We start from the raw sequence: 22,352 nt of genomic DNA on the forward strand, positions 1-22,352 counted from the left end.
AACTCCTTATTTTACTTTCCCACCCTTATTTTTCTGCATGACCACCACCACCGACACCACCCTCAAGCACCAGGCCACCCTCGATGCGGCCGTGGAGGCCCTGCACGGCCGCACATTCTTCGCCGCCTTCCCCGAAAACCCCTCGCCCGATATCTATGGCGCCGACGCCGACAAGGAAGGCCGCGCCAGCTTCAAAGCCCACCGCGACCAGCGCTTTACCGAGCTGCAGCAGGGCGAGCCCGCCGGCTGGGCCGGCCAGGAAGAGTCGCCCTACGAGCAGGCTTCGCTGGGCATCGAATATCCGTATTATCAGCCTGAAACCTTGGTGCAGAACGCCCAGGAAGTGTTCGGGCAGTGGCGCAGGCTGAAGCCGGCCGACCGCGCCGCGCTGCTGACGGAGACGCTGGAGGGCATGAAGGAGCGGTTCTTCGAAATTGCCTACGCCACCATGCACACCACCGGCCAAGCCTACATGATGTCGTTTCAGGCCAGCGGCCCGCACGCCGCCGACCGGGCCCTGGAGGCCATTGCCGCCGGCTACGAGGAGCAGACTCGCTTCCCCGAGGAAACCCGCTGGGAAAAGCCCATGGGCAAGTACAACCTGCAGCTCAACAAAACCTGGCGCGCCGTGCCCAAGGGCGTGGCCCTGGTGATTGGCTGCTCCACGTTCCCGACCTGGAACACGGTGCCCGGCATGTACGCCTCGCTGGTAACGGGCAATCCGGTCATTATCAAGCCCCACCCCAAGGCGGTGTTGCCCATCGCCATTGTGGTGGCCGAAGTGCAGAAAGTGCTGGCCGCCCACGGCCTCGACCCGCGCATCTGCCAGCTGGCCGTGGATGCCAACGACCACCTGATTGCCAAGGAGCTGGCCGAGAATCCGGCCGTCAAGCTCATCGACTACACCGGCGGCTCGGCCTTCGGCGAGTACATCGAGGGGCTGAAGGGCAAAACGGTGTTCACCGAGAAAACCGGCGTCAACTCCATCATCATCGACTCCTGCGACGACCTCGACAAAGTAGCCCAGAACCTGGCTTTCTCGGTGAGTTTGTACTCGGGCCAGATGTGCACCGCGCCCCAGAACTTCTTCATTCCCGAAGGCGGCGTGCAAGTGGCCGGCGAGCTGGTGCCCTACGAAGACGTGGTGCAGAAGCTGGCCGCCGCCGTAACGGGCCTGGCCCAGAACCCCAAGGCCGGCCCGCACGTGCTGGGCGCCATCCAGAGCCAGGCCACCCACGAGCGCGTGCGCGATTTGGCCCTCGAAGGCAGCCGCGCGGTGCTGGCTCACGGCAGTGTGGACAACCCCGTGTTCCAGAACGCGCGCACCTGCTCGCCCAGCATTCATGAGGTAGAGGCCAGCCGCGTCGAGCAGTTCAGCCAGGAGCTGTTTGGGCCCATTATGCTCATCATCAAAACCCGCGACACCCAGCAGAGCATCCGGCTGGCGGCCGATTTGGCCCGCGAGTACGGCGCCATTTCGTGCGGCGCCTACACCACCGACCGGGCTATCAAGGAGCAAATTATGGACGAGATGAGCCTGGCCGGCACGCCCGTCAGCTTCAACCTGACCGGCGGCATCTACGTGAACCAGAACGCGGGCTTCTCCGACTTCCACGTAACCGGCGGCAACCCCGCCGGCAACGCCAGCTTCACCAACCCCGAGTTCGTCATCAAGCGCTTCACTTGGGTAGGCTTCCGCGAGCCGGTTTCTGCTTAAGCTGTTAGCTAAGAGCTGTTAGCGGTTAGCTTTCGTTCAGAAAGAACTGTAAACGCGCATAAAACAAGGCCCCGCACTCGGTTGAGTACGGGGCCTTATTCGTTTCAAGCTAACAGCTAACAGCTAACAGCTAACAGCTAACAAAAGACTTACCGGGCCTTTTTGTATTTGTACTTTTTGGGCGCGTCTACTTTGTGGAATTTCTGGGGGTCGTTGGCGTGCAAATCGACGCCCAGGCCGATGGGGCTGCGGTTTTTGTAGGAGCGCGACTTGTCGTTGGAGCGCTTGACGGAGGTGGTGCTGAAGCGGGTAGGGCGCTCCATGGCCGCGTCGCCGCTGGAGCAGGAGGCGGAACCCAATAGCAGCAGGCCCAGGGCAGAATATAGTAAGGGAGTTTTCATGACGAATACGATAAATGACGGCTGACAGCAGGTTGCCAGTAGTCTTGTGTACCCCGTTCTTCCTCAAAAGGATACAGTCGCCCCGGAATAATCCTTGTTTCACCCCGCTTGTCAACGGCCGGTTGGCTACAGGCTCAGCAGCTCACGAAACCGCGCCGACTGCTGGCGCGAAACCTCTACCTCGGGCCCACCCCGCAGCCTGATTTTAAGCGTGTTGCTAAACCAGGGCGTGATACTTTCCACCCATTTCAGGTTGATGATTTGCTGGCGGTTGGCCCGGAAAAACGTGCGCGCATCGAGCCGCTGCTCCAGGTGCTGCAGGGTGCGCGGAATCAGGGGGCGGTGGCTGTCGAAATAAATCTGGGTGTAGCCCCCGCTGATTTCGAACAGCCGCACCTCGCTCAGGCGCACAAACCAGCACTGCTCGCCGTCGCGCACAAATACCTGGTCGTGCTCGGTGAGGGGTGTAGTGGCCGGCTCAGCCGGCGTTTCGGCAGGCGCCGGGGCGACGGGTGGCGCGGTTTCGGACGGCGCAGTGCTGCGGCTGCGGGCCTTGGTGAGAGCTGCCGCCAGCCGCTCGGGCTGCACGGGTTTGAGCAGGTAGTCGAGCGCGTTTACCTCGAAGGCCCGCAGCGCATATTCGTCGTAGGCGGTGGTGAAGATGACCTGGGGTGCGGCGTCCAGCGAGGCCAGCAGCTCGAAACCAGTTTCGCCGGGCATGTGAATATCGAGCAGCAGCAAATCGGGCCGGACGGTGGCCAGCAGCGCGCGGGCTTCGGCGGCGTGGCGCGCCTCGCCCACCACCGTTACCTCGGGGAAAGCGCCCAGCAGGTGCCGCAACTCGGTGCGGGCCAGCCGCGAGTCATCAACAATAACAACTTCCATATATTACCGAAAAGAATGGTCGGCCGGGCTTTTCCAGTTGCTCGCAGGACCGATTTACGGACCCTAATTTCTTCTATTATTCTTTTCCAATCGGGCTGCCGGTTTGGCTTTCCTGTTGAGCGGTGCAAGCAGGCGGGCGTGGCCGCTTGCGAGCCGGTGAGCCGCGGCGGGGGCGGAACTGCCGGAGTCGGCAAACATTTTCGGGCGCTCTGCGGCGGCGGCTTAAGGGCAGACCCGAAAAACGCTGTTTTTACGGGTTCCGGTACGCTTCTTCGGTGCTGGCCGATGCTGAGGCGTACCGGCATATCTTCTTTCCTCCTTTCTATTTTCTGACCCGATGACCAACCTGACTGTCCCCGTCAAATCCCGGCTGAACCTGCTGGAAGAAACGCGCTTCGAAAAGCAGCCCGTTCGCGTGTTTGCCAGCGCCGGGCAGGCCTCGGTGCAGGTGGCCGCCCGCATTGCCGCCCTCATCCGCCGCAAGCAGGCCGCCGGCGAGCCGGCCGTGCTGGGGCTGGCCACCGGCGCCACGCCGGTGCAGGTGTACGCCGAGCTGGTGCGCCTGCACCGGCAGGAAGGACTCAGCTTCGAGAACGTGGTCACCTTCAACCTGGACGAGTACTACCCGATGGCGCCCACCGCGCCGCAGAGCTACGTCACGTTCATGCACGAGCACCTATTCGACCACATCGACATCCGGCCCGAAAACATCCACATTCCCGACGGCACACTGGCCCCCGAGGACGTGGCCGACTACTGCCTGCGCTACGAGCAGCAGATTGAGGAAGCCGGCGGGCTGGATTTGCAGCTGCTCGGCATCGGCCGCACGGGCCACGTGGGCTTCAACGAGCCCGGCTCGGCCCCCAACTCGGGCACGCGCCTGGTCACGCTCGACGATCTGACGCGCCGCGACGCCTCGCGCGAGTTCGGCGGCAAGCAGAACGTGCCGCGCAAGGCCATCACCATGGGCATCGGTACCATTTTCAAGGCCCGCGAGCTAGTGCTGCTGGCCTGGAGCGGCAAGAAGGCTTCCATTATAAAGAAGGCGGTGGAGGGCGACGTGTCGGGCGAGGTGCCGGCCACCTACCTGCAGCTGGCGGGCAACGTGGAGTTCGTGCTTGACGAGGCCGCCGCCGCCGAGCTCACGCGCTTCGATACGCCCTGGCTGGTGAAGGACTGCGTGTGGAACGAGCAGCTGATCAAGAAGGCCGTTATCTGGCTTTCCAACACGCTGGGCAAGCCCATCCTCAAGCTCACGGAGGAGGACTACAACACCAACGGCATGGCCCAGCTGGTCACCGAGAGGGGCCCGGCTTACGACATCAACATTGCCATTTTCAACCAGCTGCAGCACACCATCACGGGCTGGCCCGGCGGCAAGCTCGGCGCCGACGACGCGCAGCGGCCCGAGCGGGCGCTGCCCGAAAAAAAGCGCAGCCTGATTTTCTCGCCCCACCCCGACGACGACGTCATTTCGATGGGCGGCACCTTTATTCGCCTCATCGACCAGGGCCACGACGTGCACGTGGCCTATCAGACGAGCGGCAACACGGCCGTGTGGGACGACGACGTGCTGCGCTACATGGAATTCGCCATCGACCTAGAGCGCAGCCTGGGCCGCGACGGCCACGAGCTGCTGAAAGTGTACGAGCAGATGCGCGCTTTCATGGAGCAGAAGCAGCCCAATGAGGTCGACCCGCAGGAGATTCGCAACGTCAAGAGCTACATCCGCAAGAGCGAGGCCATTGCCGGCGCCCGCTACGCCGGCCTGCCCGACAGCCACATTCACTTTCAGGCCCTGCCGTTCTACGAATCGGGCAAGACGGTGAAAAACCCGGTCACCGACGACGACATCGCGCTGACCATGCAGTTGCTGCAACAGATCAAGCCCCACCAAGTGTTTCTGGCCGGCGACTTTGCCGACCCCAACGGCACGCACATCGTGTGCTTCAACATCGTGGCCGAGGCGCTGCGCCGCCTGAAAGCGAGCGAGGAGTGGGTAGCCGACTGCTGGGTGTGGCTGTATCGCGGGGCCTGGCACGAGTTTCCGGTACACGAGATTGAGATGGCCGTGCCCCTGTCGCCGCAGGAGGTGCTACGCAAGCGCAACGCCATCTTCAAGCACCAGAGCCAGAAGGACACGCCCGTTTTCCCCGGCGACGACGCGCGCGAGTTCTGGGTGCGGGCCGAGCACCGCAACCACGAAACGGCCCGGCAGTACCTGCGCCTGGGCATGGCCAACTACGAAGCCATGGAGGCCTTCGTTCGCTGGCGCTTCTGAGCCGGCGTGTTGTGGCGCTTTTGGGTCGCAGCCCGGCAGGTGGAACCTATTGGCCGACCAGCGGGGCAACGGGCTGCACCGGCAGCTGCAAATGGGCTACCACGGTATCGGGCGCGTGTGGGTCGTTGGCTAAGTGCAGGTGGGCGGCGGGGCCGAACAGCAGGGCCAGCCGCTCGCGGGCGTTGCGCAGGCCTACGCCCTGGTGGCCGGGCGCGGGCGCGTAGTTGCCAGTGCTGCGCACGCGCAGATGCAGCGTGCTGGAGTCGTTGAGCTGGGCCGTGAGCTGGATGGTGCCGCCTTCGGGGCGGGGCGCGAGGCCGTGTTTGATGGCGTTTTCGATGAGCAGCTGCACCGTCATGGGCGGGATGAGGACGGGCAGCGCAGCCGGGTCCACGTCGAGCGAGTAGCGCAGGCGCTCTTCCAGCTGAATGGCTTCGAGCTGCAGGTAGTGCTCCACAATTTCCAGCTCGCGGGCCAGCGGTACCTGCTCGGTGCTGTTGAGCTGGATGGAGTAGCGCAGCAAATCGGAGAGGTGGGTAATCATGGCGCGGGCGCGGGCCGGGTCCTCCATCACCAGGGCCCGGATGTTGTTGAGGCCGTTGAACATGAAGTGCGGGTTGATCTGGGTTTTGAGCGTGCGCATTTCGGCCTCGCGCACGGCGGCCGTCAGCTTCCATTTATCTACCTCGGCCTGCCGCGAGCGGTTCAGGTAGTGCCAGCCGAAATAGAACCCTTCCCAGAGCCAGAGCAGCAGATTGACGTTGAGCGCGTAGCCCAGAAACTGCCCCCAGCCCTGCGGCTGCCCATCGGGGGTGGGGCGCACCACCCAGATAATCAGCGCCCAGATAATCACCTGGCTCAGCACCGACAGCAGCAGGTTGGTGAGCACCAGCCGCCCTAGCAGCGGCAGCGGGGCCAGATGCTCCCAGCGCCGGGCCCGGATGTGGTAGCGCAGCGCGTGGGTCAGCCCCAACAGCGTCAGCACAATGGTAAGCGTAATCAGGGCCACATCAGCCGAAAACCGGCTCAAAGCCGAGAACACCACAACGTTGAATGCGGCGTAGAGCACCCAGCCGCCGGCCTGGCAGTACCAGTAGGCGCGGGTGGGAGCGGGCACGGCGGCGTAAGCAGACATAAACTAATGATGCATCAACCCGAAGCAGGTGCGGCGGCGCTTCGTTTTCGCCCAACCCGGACTTTGCCCGCCAAGGGCCGGAAACGAAGTGCCGGCCGACTGGCAGTAAGGCAGCAGCGGATTTTCAGCGGGGTATCAAAAACGACGTTGGAAAGATACCAACTACTTGCGGGCCGCGGCCGACTGCTTCAGAAAGGCGTCGGTCTGCTGAAAAAGCCAGGCCGTGTCGTCCCACATCAGAAAGTGGCGACCGGCCTCCGACATTTCCACGCGGTGCTGGGGCAGGGCGGCGTACTGGCGCTCAAAAATGGCTTTGGTACTTTCCTTGGTTGAGCCGTAATTCTTGTAGGCGGCCCAGGCCCCGAGCACCAGTACCGGCTGTTTTATCCGGCTTAGCTCGGCGCGCAAATCGGTGGTGTAGAGGTCGTACATGGCCTGGCCCACGGTGGCCGGGTCGGAGGCCAGGCTCCAGCGCGTGGCCTGGCTGATGCGGGCCGTGTCGGTTATCATGGTAGCGCTCATCTGGCGGGCCATGGCGGCGGGCATTGGGCCGGTCATCTGCTGGCGCATGTTAGCCGCCATCGGGCGGGCCATTGCTACCGTCATATCGGGGTTTTGCATGGCCGCCAGAAACGGCAGCGAATCCACAATCACCAGCGGCCCCACGGCGTCGGGACGGGCAACGCTCAGCCACAGCGCCATAAAGCCACCCAGGCTGTGGCCCACCACCACGGGCTTGGTCAGCTTCTGGGTCTGGATGTAGGTCAGCAGCTGGTCGCGCACGTGGCGCAGCAGCGAATCGGTAGAGGCCGGGGCCGCCGCGCCGCCAAACCCGGCCAGGCTGACGATGTGGCATTGGTACTGCTTCTGGTAGTGGGCTACCGTTTCGTCCCAGACCGCGCCGGGGCAGGTCAGGCCCGGAATCAGTAGCATGGGCGCGCCCTTGCCCACTACCCGCACCGAAATGTTGGGGTGCGCAGCCGGATTATCGGCTACAACGGTAGTCGTGGCAGAGCGCGAAGCCGGGGCGGCAACGGCAGGCAGGGCAGTAGCGGCCAGCAGCAGGGCAGCGGCAGTGGCAGCAAAAGGGCGGAAGGCGGCGGGCAGTTTCATGGGGCGAAGGATAGAGGTTGGAAGAAGATAGTCCAAACCTACCGCGCCCCCGGCGCCCGTAAAACTGTTTTTCCGCGAACGGTTAATTGGCCCGCCGAATGGCTGGCCAGGGCGCCCGAATGGCCGCGGCCGTTCTATAACAGGTCGCGCAAATCCTGGCGCAGGTTTTCCACGCCGCGCCGGATTTCCTCCCACACGCCGGTTTCTGCCTCGTCGGCGGTGGCAGCGGCCGGGGTATCGGCAGCGGCGGTTCTGGCCTGGCCCAACTTGTCGAGCAGGCGGGCCCGTTTGGCCTCCAACGCCTCGGCGTGCTGCTGATAGGTGGCCGTGGAGCCAGCTACGGTGGCGTGGGCGCGCCGGTGCAGGGTCTGGATTTTAGTGTCGAGCTCATCGAGGGCCCGCTGCAGGTCGGCGGCACTCAAATAAGCCGGAACGCGGATATGGTCGGGGTCGGGAACGGTAGCCATGGCCAGAGAAAAGGAGGTGAAACCCGGCCGCCCCTCAGGGCCGGCCGCAGCTACAGGAACGGCAGTTTTTCGGCGGGGTTACTTTCAATTATTATCCCACGCGGTCGGCAGGCCCAGCTCGCGCGCCAGCGGCGCCGCGGCCGAGGCATACAGGAGCCGCAACAGCTCGTTCACGGCGGGCGCGTACTCGATGCGGTAATCCTCATGCAGCTTGCCGATGGCTTTGAGCACGTCGTGGGTGCGGCGCGCCAGGTGCTGGAGCAGCGGCTGGGTGGGGCCGTGCAGGCGGGTGGTAGCCTCGGGCTGCTCGCTTAGCACGTTGGTCAGCAGCCGCAGCGTCAGCTCAATTTCGCCGTGCGTGTCGCCCGTAATTCTGGCGTGGTAGGCCAGCCGCTGCTGCAGCTGCCGCACAATGTGCAGCAAATCGTTAGGCGTCTGGTGGAAGCCGCGCACCGGGTCATCGACCTGCCGCTGCAGCGCCTCGCGGCGGGTTTCCAGCGCCTCCTCGCCCTCCAGCAGCCGAAACGTGAGCTGCTCCATCAGTACGGCGTCTTTGCCTACCAGCTTGATGAGTAACTGATCTTTTTCCTTGGCAGGCAACGCCAGCAGGGCTTTGCGCAGGTCGGTGGAAAGCATATTTGGTTGAGCTGTTAGCTTAAAGCTATTAGCTGATAGCTTTTTGTTCTTGATAATACACCAGCCAACTCAACGAGCCCACCAGCCCCGCCCCAGCCGGTAGGCGGACACGGCCGAGAGTAGCAGCAGGAGCAGCGTGGAATTGCGCCAGTCAGAGTTCCAGAGTTGTAATTTGGCCTCTAGCCAGGAAGGAGATTCGCGTTTATTGTCAAACTCTACCACGGTACCACACATTAAAAGATTGGAAGGTGAATGAGGCCGAATATTGGTTATCGGTTTCGACTTAGTAGTGAATGTGTAGAAAGTGGTCAGCTCGTGCCGGAGGTCAACCCAGTATTTCTTCATGCCATACACATTGCACCAATCCAACACCTGTACCAAACTGGAGTAGCTAGCCTCCTGACCAATTCGTACTTGAAGGCCCCTGTCATGATTGGGGTCGACTTCCAGATGATGAAAGACGGCTTGGGCGTTGCGTAAGGCAAAATAGTCCTCGAATAAGTTGCCTGTTACCGCGAATACTTGCCAGGGGCGAAAGGCCGCAATTATAGCTGACGACGAGTAAGGAAGAGAGGGACCCTCTACAATATAATCAGCGAGAATATCTGAGTTAGGTTGTAATGGAAGAAAGTTAACTTCCATCACGTGCTGCACCCGCACACCCCGCACCTGTGGCAACGCCACGCAGCTTAGCCACAGCAGCCACGTCAGCGCCAGCAGGCCCGGGGGCAGCAGTAAACGGCGACGATGGAGACAGGGGAGAGATAGCAGAAGCATAAAGCTAAATATCAGATAGTCAAGGTTATATAGACGGTTTCGAGCCGATTTTCGGGGGAAACCAACTCCGGAGGTAATTTTGGGGTTACTACGACCCAATCTACCAGTTTTTCCTGTTGATGCGCTATTGTTCCGCCGCGCTGCTACTGCTGCCCGTTGCTGCCTTCGCCCAACCTACCGCCCCACCTGATACGGCCCGTTCCATAGCCCTGCCAGAGGCCACCGTGGCCGGCTACGGCCAGCAGCTGCCGCTGCGCCGCACGGCCGCCGCCGTAGGCACACTCGACCGCGCCGATTTTGAGCGGTTCCCTGATAATGCCCTCACCCAGGTCGTGAACACGTTGCCGGGCGTGCGGCTGGAGGAGCGGGCTACGGCCAGCTACCGCCTCAGCGTGCGTGGTAGCACGCTTCGCTCGCCCTTCGGCGTGCGCAACACCAAAGTGTACTACCAGGGTTTGCCCTTCACCGAAGCCAGCGGCAGCACGCCCCTCAACCTGCTCGACCCAGGTTTGCTGGGCGGGCTGGAAGTGATTAAGGGCCCGGCCGCCAGCGTGTACGGGGCCGGCACCGGCGGGGCCGTGCTGTTGCGCGGGCGCCGCCCCGCTGGGCCCGGCACGCACGTTTCGGCGGGCTTTACGGCGGGCAGCTACGGGCTGCGGCGCACCACGGCGGCCCTCGAAACGGCTACCGCCACCGGCTACTGGCGCGCCGCCTACGCCCGCCAGACACTTGATGGCTACCGCCGCCAAAGCGCCCTGCGGCGCGACGTGCTCAGCCTCGACGGTGAGTGGCAGCCCACCGCGCGCCAGACCCTCCGCCTGCACGCGCTCTACACCGATATCGACTACCAGCTGCCCGGCGGCCTTACCCGGGCCCAGTTCGAGGCCGACCCGCGGCAGTCCCGGCCGGGCACGGCCACCGCGCCCGGCACGGTGGCCCAGCGCACCTACTACGCCTCGCGCACCGGCCTGCTCGGTGCCACCCACGAGGCCCGCTTTACGGAGCGGCTGGAGTTGCGCTCGGCACTGTATTTGAGCGGCAGCCGTATCAATACGCCGTATCTGATTGATTTCGAGCGCAATACACTGCTGGGCGGGGGCGGGCGCACGGTGCTCGGCTACCGCACGGCGCTGGCGGGCCGCACGTTGCGCCTGCAGGCCGGCGCCGAGGGCCAGACGGGCTTCAAGAGCGCCCGCAGCTACCAGAACCGCGCCGGCCAGCCCGGCCCGTTGCGCTACGACGACGAAATCCGCACGCTCACTGGCTTCGTGTTTGCCCAGGCCGATTACGAGCTGCCCGCCGAACTGCTGCTGACAGTGGGCGCCAGCTACAACCGCCTGCGCTACCGCATCAGCCGGCTTTCCGATGCTGCTACCAACCCTACCGGGTATGAGCTGAGCCGCGACTTCCGGCCCCAGGTGTCGCCCAGGGTGGCGCTGCTGCGCGAATTCGGGCCGGGCCTGGCGGTGTACGGGAGCGTGAGCACGGGCTTCTCGCCGCCCACCGAGGAGGAAATCCGGCCTTCCGACGGCTCCATCAACCGGGGCCTGCAGGCCGAGCGAGCCACCAGCTTCGAATTGGGGGCGCGGGGCCAGCTCTGGCAGCAGCGCCTGCGCTACGACGTGGCTCTCTACGACCAGCGCCTGCGCCAAACAATTACAACCCGCACCACCGACCTGGGCACCCAACTGTTCCTGAACGCCGGCACCACGCGCCAGCGCGGGGCCGAGGTGGCCGTGAGTGGCTGGCTGTGGCAATCGGGAGCTTCAAGCCGCAAGCTTCAAGCCGCAAGCTTTATAGAGAGTTCTACTAATAAGGAAACGGAGCTGCCAATCGGGCTGCGGGCCTTCGTGAGCTACGCCTACAACCACTACCGTTTCGGCAGCTACCAGCGCGGCGACGATGATTTCAGCGGCAACCGCCTCACCGGCACCGCGCCCCACACGCTCACGGCCGGCCTCGATTTCCGTCAGCGTCACGGTTTCTACCTCAGCCCCACCGTCAACCACCAGGCCCGCCTGCCGCTCAACGACGCCAACACTGCCTACGCCGCCGGGTACTGGACCTTTGGCTCCCGCGGCGGCTGGCGCGGCCAGGTGGGCCCGCTGGCGCTGGATGTGTTCGGTGGCGGCGAAAACCTGACGGACCGCCGCTACTCGCTGGGCAACGACCTCAACGCCTTCGGCGGCCGCTATTTTCAACCCGCCGCTGCCCGCAACTGGTACGCCGGGCTGGCGGTGAGATGGTGAGTTGATTGGGTAGTGAGGAACTGAGGAGAAGTACTGTCATCCTGAGCGCAGCGAAGGACCTATATAGAAGGTGTCATCAGACGTTACCTTCTATATAGGTCCTTCGCTGCGCTCAGGATGACAGTACTTCTCCTCAGTTCCCCAGTCCCTGACTACACCTTCACTGCTTTGCCGGTGCGGGCGGCTTCGTAGATGGCGTGGACGAGGCGGATGTCGCGCAGACCTTCTTCGCCGGGCGTTTTGGGCGTTTTGTTGTTGAGTACGCACTCGGCCATGTGGTCGAGTTCGGCGGCAAACTGGTTGCCTTCCTTGAGCTGGGGTTCGCGTTGGCCGTCCTTGTCGCCGATGGTCATGTGGTGCCTGTAATAATCAGTAGCCGGGTCGAGGTCGAGCCAGGCCTTGTCGCCGAAGGCGCGGAAACGCTTGACTTCCTGGATGCTGTAGGCACTGGTGCAGGTGGCCAGTGCGCCGCCAGGGAAGCGCAGCGTGAAATGAATCCGGTCCTCGACTTCCTTGAAGCGCGGGTCCGAGCGGTCGGTCATTTCCATGGCCGTTACCTCGGTGGGCTCCTCGCCGGTGAGGTAGCGGGCGGCGTTGAGCGAGTAGATGCCGATATCCATGAGCGAGCCGCCGCCGGCCAGCTTTTTCACCACCCGCCAGCTGTCGGCCTTGTCGCCGGTGGGGTCCACGATGCGGCCGTGGTCGGCCGTGATTTGCATGAGTTTGCCCAGTTCGCCGCGCCGGATGCGGGCAATGGCATCGAGGTTGAAGGGCTCGTACTGGGCACGGTAGGCAATCATGAGCTTTTTGCCGGCCTCGCGGCAGGCGTCAATCATGCGCTGGCACTCGGCCACGGTGGGGGCCATGGGCTTTTCGCTGAGCACGTGCTTACCGGCCCGGGCAGCGCGCACCGCAAAGTCGGCGTGCAGGGCCGGGGGCACCACCACGTACACCACATCCACGGCGGGGTTGTCGCGGATGGTGTCGAAATTCTGGTAGTTGTAGATGTTTTTCGGCTCGACACCGTACTCGCGGGCCAGGCGGGCGGCCTTGTCGGGCGAGCCGCTCACCAGGGCCACAATGCGGGCGTGCTTGGTTTCCTTGAAGGCGGGCATCATCTGCTCGGTGGCAAATTTGCCCAGCCCCACGATGGCAAAACCTATTTTCTTCTGGTCGGCGTGTTGCATGGCGGTTGAGGAAAGGGAGGAAAGCGGGAGGGCGGCGGCCGGACCGGCTACCGCGGCCAGGGCCGTACCCAGCCCGGCCTGGCGCAGAAACTGCCGCCGCGAATCCGGCGAAACGGAACGGTCCATGAGTGAAAATGAAAAGTTAGCGTGCAGCTGATTCAACGGCCCGCAAAAGCAGCGTGTTGCGCCCGGCGGCCAGGTTTCTGCCCAAGCTCAGCCTTAGCCGGCCAGCCGCAACCCGGCAAAAAGCCCCTCCGCCGCAAGGCAAAGGGGCTGAAGTAATCCTGCCGTTCGAACTTATTCGGCGGCGCTCCTAAAGGCCACGCGGGCCCACCGCTTAGCGGTTGTTGTCGTCAATCGGGTTGTTGAAGCCGGTGATGCGCAGCTCGTCGGTAGTTGATTCGCTGTCGGGGTCGGGGCCGGTGGTGGCGCTGCCGCTGGGCGTGCCCGACATGGCATCTTCGAGCTGCTCGCTCGTGTCGAGCGTGCCTTCGTCGTCTTTTTTATAGCCGTACAGCTCCTCTCGGTGCTGGCGCTGCTCCTCGGTCAGGTTGGCGTTTTTGGCGTCGAGGGCGGCGGCCGGGTCCTGGTCTTTTGGGTCTTTCGACGTTGTTTTTTTATCGGTACTCATCAGAAAAGTCAGTCAGAAGTGAGGAAAGAGGCACGGCGGGCCTAGTCGTTGTTGGGCATTTCGTTTTCCTTGCCCGAGCCGGGAATGCCGCGGCCGTTGTCGGGGCGGAAGGCGCTGAACTCGTCGGGGTTGTCGTTCTGGCCCACGTTGGGGTTGCTTTCCTCCACGGCGTCGGAAGCGGGCGCCTGGGTGCGGTTGGCGGGCTCGTTGGTGGCCCAGTTGCGGGTGCCGCCGCCGTAGCGCGGGTCGTCTTTGGCCCAGTCTTCGCGCTGCTCGTCGTACTCGGCGTCTTTGGCGTCCTGCACGGCGGCCGGATCGAGGTTTTGCGGGGCGCTGCCACGCTGCTCGGCAAAGGCTACCGAAGGCGCCGACTCGCCGCCGTTGGTGACGCTTTCGTCTTCGTTTAGCGGCTCGTTGGGGTTGTCGGGGTGGCCGAAGCTACCGTAGTTGGGCGTATCATTGGCGGCCTGCGAAGGGTTGCGGGAGGTATCGGGCGAGTTGAGCGGGTTGGTGGCCATAAGAAAAGCGTAAGGGTAGGAGGAGGGAATAGGGAAGAAACGACGGCGCAAGTGGCCGCCGTTGCCATTCATACGTAAACTTCCGGGAAATGGCGGTGTCCGGTCGGGCTTCCGCCGCCTCACTTCCCCGATTCTTTCCTTCTTTTTTCCCGCTTATGTCGCTCTCCGTTCAGCATCACTCCGAAAACCAGGAATTTACCGTTTCCCAGGATGGCCACTCGGCCGAACTCTCCTATAGCCGGCCCGCCGACGGCGTCATCGACTTCACCCACACCTTCGTCGAAGAAGAGCTGCGCGGCCAGGGCGTCGGCGACGAGTTGGCCAAAGCCGGCCTCGCCTACGCCCGCGAAAACGACCTGAAAGTGCGCACCAGCTGCACCTTCATGGCCGGCTACGTGGCCGCCCACCCCGACTACCAGGATCTGGTGGAAGCTTCCTAGAGCTCAGAACTTAGAGCTTAGAAACAGACGAGTCCCTGATGTCATTGCTGACGCCAGGGACTCGTCTGTTTCTAAGCTCTAAAATCTAAGCTCTAAGTTCTAAAACCTGAACCCTACCGGCGCACTTCCACGCGGCTGGTGTAGGTGATGCCGTCGGCCGTGACGCGCAGCAGGTACAGGCCCTCGGCCAGCGGCTGCACATCGAGCGTAGCCGTTTCGGTGGCCGAGAGCGGCTGGCGGCGGCTGAGTACCTGCTGGCCCAGCATGTTGTAGAGGCTCAGGCTGGCCGACTGGCGGCCCCGTAGCTGCGGTAGGCGCACCTGCACGCGGCCGGTCGCCGGGTTCGGGAACACCTCCACGCCTTCGCCCAGCCGGGCCGCAGCGGTGGTGCCGGTAATCGTTACGCAATCAGAAGTGTGGCGGCCGAGGTTGTCATACACGTCCGTGCCCACAAAAGTCCATTCGGCCTGCGCGTCGGCCCAGCGCTTCTGGCCCTTGTTCACGCTGGCTTTGCGCACGAGCGTGGCGTCGGTGGTGGTGCCGCCCGTAACTGCCCAGCCGCCGGCCGGCTTCTGCCCGATTACGCCAATTACGTCGAGCGTATCGGTGCCGTCCATCAGCAGCAGCGCATCATCGCCATTGAAGAAACCCACGTTCGACTCCAGATCAGCCTGAGCCTTAACGATGGGCGAAACGACGCCGCCATTGGCAATTACGTACACGTCGCCGGGGGCAATGGTGCCGCTAAGCTCGGCCGTGGCGTTCGGGGTAGTCTGGCCGTTGGCGAACAGGCTTACCGTAATGCCTTCCAGGTCGATGGGCGCGTTCGAGGGGTTGTAGATTTCAATGGCCTTGCTGTTGCTGGCCTTGCCCTCAATGTACTCCGAGAAGAACAGCGCAGTGCAGGGCGCCGCGGGCGGGGCCACATCGTCGTTGAGAATCGTCAGCTCGTGGGTGCGGATGGCGCCCAGCACCGCGCCGCCCGTGGTGGGCGTGCCCAGGGCCAGCACCACCGTTTCGTTGGGCTCGGCGAGCAGGTCGCCAACTACCGTCAGCGTCACGGCCTGGGTCTGGCTGGCCTGGCCGGCCGCGAAGGTGAGGCTGGTGGTGGTCAGCGTATAATCGGCGGGCGAAGTGGCGGTGGTGCCGGCCGGCCGCACCGTTACCGGAATAGTTACGGCCGCCGTGGGGGCCGCGCCGGTCAGCGTTACGTTCACGGTGTAGGTACTGGTGCCGTCGTTGCCTTCGGTAAGGCTGCCTTTGGCGCTGGCAAACTGCAGGGTAGGAGCGGGGCCGTCGTCGTTGAGGATGGTCAGCTCGTGCTGGTTGGGGCCGCCCACGGCCGCGCCGGTGGCGGGGTTGCTCAGGGCCAGCACCACGGTTTCATCGGCTTCGGGCATCTGGTCGCCGTTGATAGTCACGGTTACCGGCAGCGTCGTCTGGCCGGCCGCGAAGGTCAGCGTCTGGGGCGAGGTAAAGGTGAAATCCTGGCCGCTGGTGGCCGTGGAGGTCATATTCAGGCTCAGCTGCACCGTGAGCGGGGCCGTGGGGGCGGGCGTAACCGTTACGCTAGTGGTGTAGGTGCTGGTGCCGGCGTTGCCCTCGGCAATGCTGCCGGTGGCGGTAGCAAACGCGAAAGTCGGCAGCACCTTGAAGCCCCAGGCGCGGGCCACCAGGTCGGGGTAGGCCACGTAGGGGTTGAAGTTGCCCTGGCTTTTGGCCGCGCGGCGGTTGCGCTCGGTTTCGCGGGCATCTACCGGGTCGGCCAGGTGCCACTGGTAGAGCGTGTTCAGGTCGGCGGCGGCCGTAATCACGTCCTTGCCCGCATCAAACTTCTGGCCCTGGTGCATGGTGTAGAAGTAGAACAGGGCCCGGGCCAGGTTGCCCTTGTGGTCTTCGCGGGGCTCGAACTGCGAGTCGGTGTCCTCGCTGTACTCGTCGATGTTGGTGGTCGGAATGGCCGTCTGGCTGGTCGAGCCGCGCATCCAGAGCTTGGTCTGAGTGTCGGGAATTTCGGCAAACGGGTCGGAGCCGCGGTTCGAGTTCCAGGCGATGAACGTCGGGAACAGGTGGTGAATATCGGAGCGCATGCGCACCTGCTCATCAAACCACGACTGCGGCACGGTGTGCTCGCAATTAATCTGCTTAACCACGCCGGTGCTGGTGTTGCTCGAATCGAGCTTCACGGTTTCGGTGTAGCCCGAATACACACATACGAGCTTGCCGTCCTGGTTGTCCACGTAGTTGTACATCTTGCCGCGGGCCGTGCCGTAGTCGAGCACCACGCGCTTGCCGTCGTACCAGTTCTCGCGCAGCCAGTCCTTCAGGTTCTGGCCCTGCAGGCTGGTGGGCGGCGCTGCCGGCAGGGTCTGGGCCGAGGCCGTGCCCAGGCCGGCGAACAGCACGGCGGTCAATATCCAAGCGAAAAAGTGTTTCATCGGGTAGTGAAAAAGTGAGAAGCGAACTAGCTCCTAAAGGTCGGCAAAGATTTTTCGCCCGCCAACTGCCCTGCACTACTGCCGCCGGATTGGGCGCTGCCACCGCCTCCAGCCAGTAAAAAGAGCGCCCGCCCCTAAATGAGGGGCGGGCGCTCTGCTATTTTTTAGTGTCGCTCCAGCCTTATTTGGCCGGCATCAGCACCGTGTCGATAACGTGCGTCACGCCGTTTTTCGATACCGCGTCGGCTACCGTTACGGTGGCCATGCCGCCCTTGGCATCGTGCAGCATCACCGAGTTGCCGTTGCGGTGCACCATCAGGGTTTCGCCTTCCACGGTGGTCAGCGTCTGACCGTCCTGCAGGTCGGCGGCCAGCAGGCGGCCGGGCACCACGTGGTAGGTCAGGATGGTGGCCAGCTTAGCCTTATTCTCGGGCCGCATCAGCATATCGGTCGTACCGGCCGGCAGCTTGGCAATAGCGGCGTTGGTGGGGGCAAACACCGTAAACGGACCGTCGCCCTTCAGGGTGTTCACCAGGTCGGCCGCTTTCAGGGCCGCTACCAGCGTAGTGTGGTCGGCGGAGTTAACGGCGTTGTCCACGATGTCCTTGTCGGCCGTCATCATGGCGCCGCCCACCATCACGCCGGCCGGGGTGCTCATTTTCATGTCGGCCATATCGGCCGCTTCGCGGGGCTTGGTGGTGGCCTTCATTTTGGCGCCGCCGGGCGTTTTGCCCTTGATTTTGGTTTTGCCGTCGTCGGCGACTTTGGTTTTGGTCATCATCCCGTTTTCGGTCGTGACTTTGGCCTTCTCGTCATCCGATTTTCTGGTTACTTTTCCCTGGGCTACGGCCGAGCCGGCGCTAAGCGTAAAGGAAAGAGCCAGAGCGGAAAGCAGGTACTTATGCATAGGAATGGGGGTTGAAGTGAGGCGTACCGTTGAGGTAAACGCCCGCCTTGTACGGCCTCATCCTCATAAAAGATGCCCCGCCCCGCCGGGAGCAAACAAAAAGCCCCTCCGCGCAAGGCAGAAGGGCTTTGGTGTGGTCGCGCTAGGAATCGAACCTAGATCTAGAGCTTCGGAGGCTCCCATACTATCCGTTGTACTACGCAACCCGGTTGGGAGCCGCAAAACTAGAGAGAAAAAGCCCGTTTGCCAAACGCACATCCGCATTTTATGCGAAATCCTGCACCCTGTTCAGGTAACCTTCCGGCGGGCTAGAGAGTTAATTAGGCAAACCTCTTTCTCACCAACTATTCCTTTTTATGGCCAGCACTGAAAAAAAGACTCTCTACACCGCCGATGCCACTGCCGTAGGCGGCCGCAGCGGACACGTTCGCTCCGCTACCGGTACCATCGACATGGAAATGTCGGTTCCTGAAGGCCTGGGCGGCAAAAAAGGCGCCACCAACCCCGAAGAACTGTTCGCCGCCGGTTACTCCTCGTGCTTCCAGCAGGCGCTGCTCGTTATTGCCCAGCGCGCCGGCGACAAGCTCGACTCCGGCACCGAAGTGAAGTGCTCCGTCTCGCTGTTCCAGGAGGGCGAAGCCTACGGTCTTTCGGCCATTCTCGATGTCGACCTGAAATCCTTCGACGAGCAAAAAACGGTTGAAATGGTGCGCGAAGCCCACAAAATCTGCCCTTACTCGGTCGGCACCCGGGGTAATATGGAAGTAGAGCTGCGCGTAAAAGGCAAAGCCATTCCGGTAAAAGCCGAAGACAACGCCGGTGTTGCCAGCGAGAAATAACCTTAGTTGCAACTGAAGCCCAACGGCCCGGAATCCAAACTGGATTCCGGGCCGTTGGGCGTTTAGCAAGCGTGGATAAGTAAGGTGGCGACTAACTAGTAGGTCAGTAGTGCCGGGTCAGCTTCGGCTTGGGCTATCTGGGGGCGGGCTCTTGAAGGCGGGGCGTAAAATGTGGTTGCTGAATGGGTGTAGCGCATATTGCGAATACGGGTAGTGCGCTGAAAAATAGTGGGTTTACGCGCTCCAACAGGCACCAACATCAGGCCGGTCAACGATTTGCGAATCCCGTAGCGATTATCGGGCGTCGTGTCGAAATAATATAGGTACTGTTTTACCCATCGGAAGTAGGAGCGGGGCGGAGACTTAGTGGAGCTCAGCGCTGTCAGTTCGGGCCGACGGGCCAGCAGGGCCTGTTGTAGCTCCAGAGCATTGAGCGGGATGGAGCCGAGCATGGGGATGATGTCGGCTTGGGCGTCAACCATTACCCACTTGCCTTGGTCGGGCAACCAGGCTTCGGCCAGGGCGTGGCCGGCAGCCGAGGCCTTGGTTTGCACGTTGGCCGCCTTCAGGTATAGCGGCCGGGCCGGAATGCCCACTGCGTTAAAGGCCGTTGCCAACACCAGCCCATACTCCACGCATTGCACCGACTCTCCGGCCTGGGCGGCCTGCAGAATATCGAAGGCATCAGTTGATTCGAACGTTTGGCGGCCATCGTGCTCCAGCCGAAAATACACCCAACGGCACAAGGCCCGGGCCCGGCCCAAATCGGTACTTTCCGGGGCAATTACGCTGGCCAGTCCAAACATTTCGCGAAACCTCGTGAGGTAAGCAGAATCGGGGGAACTGAAGATAAATGGGTAAGCTACCGCATCGGGAGAGGTCTGGTAAGGAAAGGCTTCCAGATAATCGACAGTGGGGGCATCAGGCTGGGCCATTGCTGGAAACAAGAGGCCTCCAATTAATAGTGCTGTGAGTAAAATTATAATTTTCATACGTTAAGGTCAATTTAAGGAGAAATCGACTTAACGCAGACTTATGGGCTAGGGTTGGCCGGCCCAACAACAAAAAGCCCGCCCGGAAATCCGGACGGGCTCTTGGCTGAACAGTAAGCTATTAATCTGCCGGTTTTACTTTGCCAGCACTTCCTTTACGCGCTCGGCGGCGTCTTTCAGCAGCACGGCCGAGTACACTTTCAGGCCGCTTTCGTCGATGATGCGGGCGCCTTCTTCGGCGTTGGTGCCCTGCAGGCGCACGATGATGGGCACGCGGATGTCGCCGATGTTCTTGTAGGCTTCCACCACGCCGTTGGCTACCCGGTCGCAACGCACGATGCCGCCGAAGATGTTGATCAGGATGGCCTGCACGTTGGGGTCCTTCAGGATGATGCGGAAACCGGCTTCCACGGTTTCGGCCGAGGCCCCTCCCCCTACGTCGAGGAAGTTGGCCGGCTCGCCGCCGCTGAGCTTGATGATGTCCATCGTGGCCATGGCCAGACCGGCGCCGTTCACCATGCAGCCCACGTTGCCGTCGAGCTTCACGTAGTTGAGATGCGAGGCCGAAGCTTCCACTTCCAAGGGGTCTTCTTCGTTGGTGTCGCGCAGGGCGGCGAAGTCCTTGTGGCGGTAGAGGGCGTTTTCGTCAAGGTCAACCTTGGCGTCAACGGCCAGGATCTTGTTGTCCGACGTTTTCAGCACGGGGTTGATTTCGAACATGGCCGAGTCGGTTTCGTCGTAGGCCTTGTACAGGGCGGTCACGAACTTCACCATCTCCTTGAAGGCATCACCCGACAAGCCCAGGTTGAACGCAATTTTGCGGGCCTGGAAGCCCTGCAGGCCCACGCGCGGGTCGATATGCTCGCGGTGGATTTTCTCGGGGTGCGCCTCGGCTACTTCCTCGATATCTACGCCGCCCTCGGTGGTGTAGATGATAACGTTCTGGCCAGTAGCGCGGTCGAGCAGTACGCTCATGTAGAACTCCTGGGTTTCCGACTCGCCGGGGTAGTACACGTCCTGGGCCACGAGCACCTTGTGCACCTTGCGGCCTTCGGCGCCGGTTTGCTTGGTAACGAGCTGCATGCCGATAATCTGGCCGGCAATTTCCTTTACCTGCTCCAGGTTTTTGGCGAGTTTCACCCCGCCTCCTTTGCCGCGGCCGCCGGCATGAATCTGGGCCTTGATAACGTACCAGCTGGTGCCGGTGTCGGCAGTCAGCTTTTCGGCGGCTTTTACGGCCTCCTCAGCCGTATCGGCCACGATGCCTTCCTGCACGCGCACGCCGTAGCGCTTCAAAATGTCTTTGCCCTGATACTCGTGAATGTTCATAGAGGTCAGTTATGGGGGTGATTTCTATCCGCGAAAGTAGGCAGAATTGAGTTGGCAGCCGAGAAGTGAGGTGGTGAAACAGTGAAATAGTGCGTCTGAGCGGATAATTGAAGAAGAGTGAAAACGCCTGTCATCCTGAGCGCAGCGAAGGACCTTCCTGCGGCAGCACTAATTGTTGGTGATGTTGTGCTGCCATAAGAAGGTCCTTCGCTGCGCTCAGGATGACAGGCGTTACCCTTCAACCCCGCTTCAAAAACCACGCGCTCATCACCTGCTCGGCGGGTTTGTGCTGGGGCGTGAAGTCGGCGTGGCGGCGGGCGGGGCCGTCGGGCCGCAGGCCGGGGTACCACTTCCAGATGAACAGGCCTTTAAACCAGGGCCGGGGCCAGAAGGTCTCGAACAAAGCGGCGTAGCAGGCGGCCTGCGTGGCCTCGTCGGCGGGCGTAAGCATATCAGTCTGCCGGGGCCATTCCCAGGGCTTGGCCGCTGCGTCGGCGGTGGTTTTGTAGCCGGCTTCGGTGAACACGACCGGCTTGTTATATTTTTTCTGGATGGCTTCGAGGCGCCGCAGTGGTTCCTGCCAGGCCGCTAGCAGGCTGGCCTTATCGGGGCTGGGCTGGGGGCTGAGCGGGAAGTAGGCCTGCACGCCGATAAAGTCCAGCGCGTCCCAGAAGCGCACCTGCTCGAACTCGCCGCTCCAGTTGGCCGCGTACGTCAGCGGCCCGTGATACACCTGCCGGATTTGCCTGATGAGCTTGCGCCACTCGGCCTCGTGGCCCACAGTGCGCTCCAGCTCGGTGCCGATGCACAGGGCGTCGAGCTTACCGGTTTCGGCCAGCCGGGCGTAGTGCAGGATGAAAACCGAGTAGCTGCTGAACCAGGTTTGCCAGTCGGCTTCGGAATTCATATTGATGTCGCCCGACCAGCTGCCGGGGCCGCGCAGCCACAAATGAGGCTTGAGCAGCGTGCGGATGCCGCGCTCCTTGGCGCGTTGGGCTGTGAGCAGGATGCCCGCGTCGCTTTCGCCCCAGTAGCGGCGGCTGGCTACATTGGGGCGAAGTTGCACCGCTGGTTCGGCGGCGCCCGCCTGCCAGCCGAAGGGCATCTGGGCAATCCACGTCACGCCGGCGTTGGTCAGCGGCGCCAAATCGAGCATCGAAGCCGAATCGGTGCCTACCCAGCTCACGCCCCGCATGCGGCCGTCGGCGGGCGGCGGGCCAGTGGGCGAAGTAGTCTGGTAAGCGGTGGCTGGTCCGAGGCCCGCCGGGGCCGGCACCGCACGCGGCCAGGTCCACCAGGCAGTGGCCAGCACCAGCAGCACGGCTACCAGCAGGAGCGCGCCAAGCCAGCGCGGAAAGGAAAAGGCAGGAAGAGACATAGGCAGCATACGAACCGGGAAGGTACACCCGG

20 protein-coding genes and 1 tRNA gene are annotated in these 22,352 nt (G+C 62.7%); 5 read left to right on the forward strand and 16 right to left on the reverse strand.

The window, feature by feature from the left end:
* The first annotated feature begins 37 nt into the window (after positions 1-37).
* A complete protein-coding gene (paaN, locus tag H145_RS0109350; protein ID WP_019947884.1) occupies positions 38-1,717 on the forward strand; it encodes a phenylacetic acid degradation protein PaaN in 1,680 nt (559 codons plus the stop codon).
* 149 nt (positions 1,718-1,866) lie between these two features.
* Here paaN and H145_RS0109355 read toward each other — a convergent pair whose 3' ends face one another.
* Together H145_RS0109355 and H145_RS0109360 are read right to left on the reverse strand one after the other, a co-directional pair.
* Positions 1,867-2,118 carry a hypothetical protein gene (locus H145_RS0109355; protein ID WP_019947885.1) on the reverse strand — a complete coding sequence of 84 codons (252 nt, stop codon included), beginning with the start codon at positions 2,116-2,118 and terminating at the stop codon, positions 1,867-1,869.
* A gap of 126 nt (positions 2,119-2,244) precedes the next feature.
* On the reverse strand, positions 2,245-3,003 hold the full coding sequence (locus tag H145_RS0109360) for a LytR/AlgR family response regulator transcription factor (protein WP_019947886.1): 759 nt from the start codon (positions 3,001-3,003) through the stop codon (positions 2,245-2,247).
* A gap of 337 nt (positions 3,004-3,340) precedes the next feature.
* On the opposite strand from H145_RS0109360, the gene nagB reads away from it, so the two are divergent.
* Complete coding sequence (gene nagB / locus H145_RS0109365; RefSeq protein WP_019947887.1) at positions 3,341-5,284, forward strand: glucosamine-6-phosphate deaminase; 1,944 nt, start codon at positions 3,341-3,343, stop codon at positions 5,282-5,284.
* A 46-nt stretch (positions 5,285-5,330) separates the two neighbouring features.
* Here nagB and H145_RS0109370 read toward each other — a convergent pair whose 3' ends face one another.
* The 5 genes from H145_RS0109370 to H145_RS24095 all read right to left on the reverse strand — a co-directional run bounded on the left by H145_RS0109370 (position 5,331) and on the right by H145_RS24095 (position 9,412).
* Positions 5,331-6,419: a sensor histidine kinase gene (locus H145_RS0109370; RefSeq protein ID WP_019947888.1), complete on the reverse strand. Its 1,089-nt coding sequence runs from the start codon at positions 6,417-6,419 to the stop codon at positions 5,331-5,333.
* A 162-nt stretch (positions 6,420-6,581) separates the two neighbouring features.
* The gene (locus H145_RS0109375) at positions 6,582-7,532 is read right to left on the reverse strand and encodes an alpha/beta fold hydrolase (protein WP_019947889.1); all 951 of its coding nucleotides are present in this window, start codon (positions 7,530-7,532) and stop codon (positions 6,582-6,584) included.
* 134 nt (positions 7,533-7,666) lie between these two features.
* Positions 7,667-7,999: a hypothetical protein gene (locus H145_RS22730; protein WP_019947890.1), complete on the reverse strand. Its 333-nt coding sequence runs from the start codon at positions 7,997-7,999 to the stop codon at positions 7,667-7,669.
* 84 nt (positions 8,000-8,083) lie between these two features.
* Positions 8,084-8,635, reverse strand: coding sequence for a hypothetical protein (locus H145_RS0109385; RefSeq protein ID WP_019947891.1), 552 nt, complete (start codon positions 8,633-8,635; stop codon positions 8,084-8,086).
* 69 nt (positions 8,636-8,704) lie between these two features.
* Entirely contained in the window at positions 8,705-9,412 is a 708-nt protein-coding gene (locus tag H145_RS24095; protein WP_157541406.1) for a hypothetical protein, read from the reverse strand.
* 119 nt (positions 9,413-9,531) lie between these two features.
* On the opposite strand from H145_RS24095, the gene H145_RS0109395 reads away from it, so the two are divergent.
* Positions 9,532-11,661, forward strand: coding sequence for a TonB-dependent receptor family protein (locus H145_RS0109395; RefSeq protein WP_019947893.1), 2,130 nt, complete (start codon positions 9,532-9,534; stop codon positions 11,659-11,661).
* A 152-nt stretch (positions 11,662-11,813) separates the two neighbouring features.
* Here H145_RS0109395 and H145_RS0109400 read toward each other — a convergent pair whose 3' ends face one another.
* The 3 genes from H145_RS0109400 to H145_RS0109410 all read right to left on the reverse strand — a co-directional run bounded on the left by H145_RS0109400 (position 11,814) and on the right by H145_RS0109410 (position 13,997).
* Positions 11,814-12,974 (reverse strand): Gfo/Idh/MocA family protein, encoded by a 1,161-nt coding sequence (locus H145_RS0109400; protein ID WP_019947894.1) that lies wholly within the window; start codon positions 12,972-12,974, stop codon positions 11,814-11,816.
* A gap of 211 nt (positions 12,975-13,185) precedes the next feature.
* Positions 13,186-13,479, reverse strand: coding sequence for a hypothetical protein (locus tag H145_RS0109405; RefSeq protein WP_019947895.1), 294 nt, complete (start codon positions 13,477-13,479; stop codon positions 13,186-13,188).
* Between the two features lie 41 nt (positions 13,480-13,520).
* Positions 13,521-13,997: a hypothetical protein gene (locus H145_RS0109410; protein ID WP_019947896.1), complete on the reverse strand. Its 477-nt coding sequence runs from the start codon at positions 13,995-13,997 to the stop codon at positions 13,521-13,523.
* A 155-nt stretch (positions 13,998-14,152) separates the two neighbouring features.
* Between H145_RS0109410 and H145_RS0109415 the strand changes: the two genes are divergently transcribed.
* Positions 14,153-14,437 carry a GNAT family N-acetyltransferase gene (locus tag H145_RS0109415; protein WP_019947897.1) on the forward strand — a complete coding sequence of 95 codons (285 nt, stop codon included), beginning with the start codon at positions 14,153-14,155 and terminating at the stop codon, positions 14,435-14,437.
* A gap of 113 nt (positions 14,438-14,550) precedes the next feature.
* On the opposite strand, the gene H145_RS22735 is transcribed toward H145_RS0109415, so the two are convergent.
* The 3 genes from H145_RS22735 to H145_RS0109430 form a co-directional block, all read right to left on the reverse strand.
* Positions 14,551-16,875: an endonuclease gene (locus H145_RS22735; protein WP_083937741.1), complete on the reverse strand. Its 2,325-nt coding sequence runs from the start codon at positions 16,873-16,875 to the stop codon at positions 14,551-14,553.
* 181 nt (positions 16,876-17,056) lie between these two features.
* A complete protein-coding gene (locus H145_RS0109425) occupies positions 17,057-17,782 on the reverse strand; it encodes a fasciclin domain-containing protein (protein WP_019947899.1) in 726 nt (241 codons plus the stop codon).
* 134 nt (positions 17,783-17,916) lie between these two features.
* Positions 17,917-17,988, reverse strand: a tRNA-Arg gene (locus H145_RS0109430).
* Between the two features lie 150 nt (positions 17,989-18,138).
* On the opposite strand from H145_RS0109430, the gene H145_RS20670 reads away from it, so the two are divergent.
* Positions 18,139-18,621 (forward strand): Ohr family peroxiredoxin, encoded by a 483-nt coding sequence (locus H145_RS20670; protein ID WP_019947900.1) that lies wholly within the window; start codon positions 18,139-18,141, stop codon positions 18,619-18,621.
* A gap of 95 nt (positions 18,622-18,716) precedes the next feature.
* Here the strand turns inward: H145_RS20670 and H145_RS20675 are convergent, their stop codons facing one another.
* The 3 genes from H145_RS20675 to H145_RS20680 all read right to left on the reverse strand — a co-directional run bounded on the left by H145_RS20675 (position 18,717) and on the right by H145_RS20680 (position 22,320).
* The gene (locus tag H145_RS20675) at positions 18,717-19,556 is read right to left on the reverse strand and encodes a transglutaminase-like domain-containing protein (RefSeq protein ID WP_169513179.1); all 840 of its coding nucleotides are present in this window, start codon (positions 19,554-19,556) and stop codon (positions 18,717-18,719) included.
* A 192-nt stretch (positions 19,557-19,748) separates the two neighbouring features.
* The gene (gene sucC, locus H145_RS0109445; RefSeq protein ID WP_019947902.1) at positions 19,749-20,942 is read right to left on the reverse strand and encodes an ADP-forming succinate--CoA ligase subunit beta; all 1,194 of its coding nucleotides are present in this window, start codon (positions 20,940-20,942) and stop codon (positions 19,749-19,751) included.
* 238 nt (positions 20,943-21,180) lie between these two features.
* Positions 21,181-22,320 carry a glycoside hydrolase family 113 gene (locus H145_RS20680; protein ID WP_019947903.1) on the reverse strand — a complete coding sequence of 380 codons (1,140 nt, stop codon included), beginning with the start codon at positions 22,318-22,320 and terminating at the stop codon, positions 21,181-21,183.
* Positions 22,321-22,352: the final 32 nt, after the last annotated feature.

The organism is Hymenobacter aerophilus DSM 13606 (genome assembly GCF_000382225.1).
Lineage (GTDB): Bacteria > Bacteroidota > Bacteroidia > Cytophagales > Hymenobacteraceae > Hymenobacter > Hymenobacter aerophilus.